Origin of the sequence: Roseomonas sp. HF4 (assembly GCF_005222755.1) — a bacterium.
Lineage (GTDB): Bacteria > Pseudomonadota > Alphaproteobacteria > Acetobacterales > Acetobacteraceae > Neoroseomonas.
Window position 1 is genome coordinate 1 of the sequence record NZ_STGD01000052.1, and the last position, 704, is coordinate 704.

Below are 704 nucleotides of genomic sequence, written 5' to 3' on the forward strand. Positions count from 1 at the left end.
GCGATCGCCATTGCGCGGGCGTGCATCCGTGATGGCGCGCGCGGGCGGTTCTACACCGTGGTGGACCTGGTGAACCGGCTCGAGGCGGAGGCGCGTGCGGGGCGCCAGGGACGGCTAGCCGACCATCTCTGCCGCGTCGATCTCGTGGTGCTCGACGAGCTCGGCTACCTGCCATTCGCGCAATCGGGCGGGCAGCTGCTGTTCCACCTGGTCAGCCGGCTGTACGAGCAGACCTCGATCCTGGTGACGACGAACCTGGCCTTTGGCGAATGGCCGAGCGTGTTCGGCGACGCCAAGATGACGACCGCGCTGCTGGATCGCCTGACGCATCACTGCGACATCGTCGAGACCGGCAACGACAGCTGGCGGTTCAAGAACCGCGCCTGATCCCTCACCGACGGCGCTGATGCGCCCGGGTTGCCCGCCGCTGCGCCTACGGCTCCGCACCAGCCAACCCGGGCGCATCCATGACACCAAAAGGGGGTCCCTTTTGCACGCCGATCTGGAGTGGGCCCCTGGGGCCGGACATGGGTCAGGCTGCAGCTTTGACAGGGCGCCGGGCCTGTTGCTCCTCGAACTGCACGAGGCTGAGGTAGCCGAGAGCCGAGTGCAGCCGCTTGCAATTCTAGACATTCTCGATGAACCGCGGGAGATCTGCGGTGACGTCCTCGAAGGTCTCGTAGGCCATCGGATACACGGCCTCG

1 protein-coding gene is annotated in these 704 nt (G+C 66.8%); it reads left to right on the plus strand.

From position 1 onward, the window contains the following. Positions 1–387, plus strand: a 387-nt coding sequence (locus E8M80_RS25645) for an ATP-binding protein (RefSeq protein WP_170979659.1), incomplete at its 5' end; no start/stop codon positions are given. Positions 388–704: the final 317 nt, after the last annotated feature.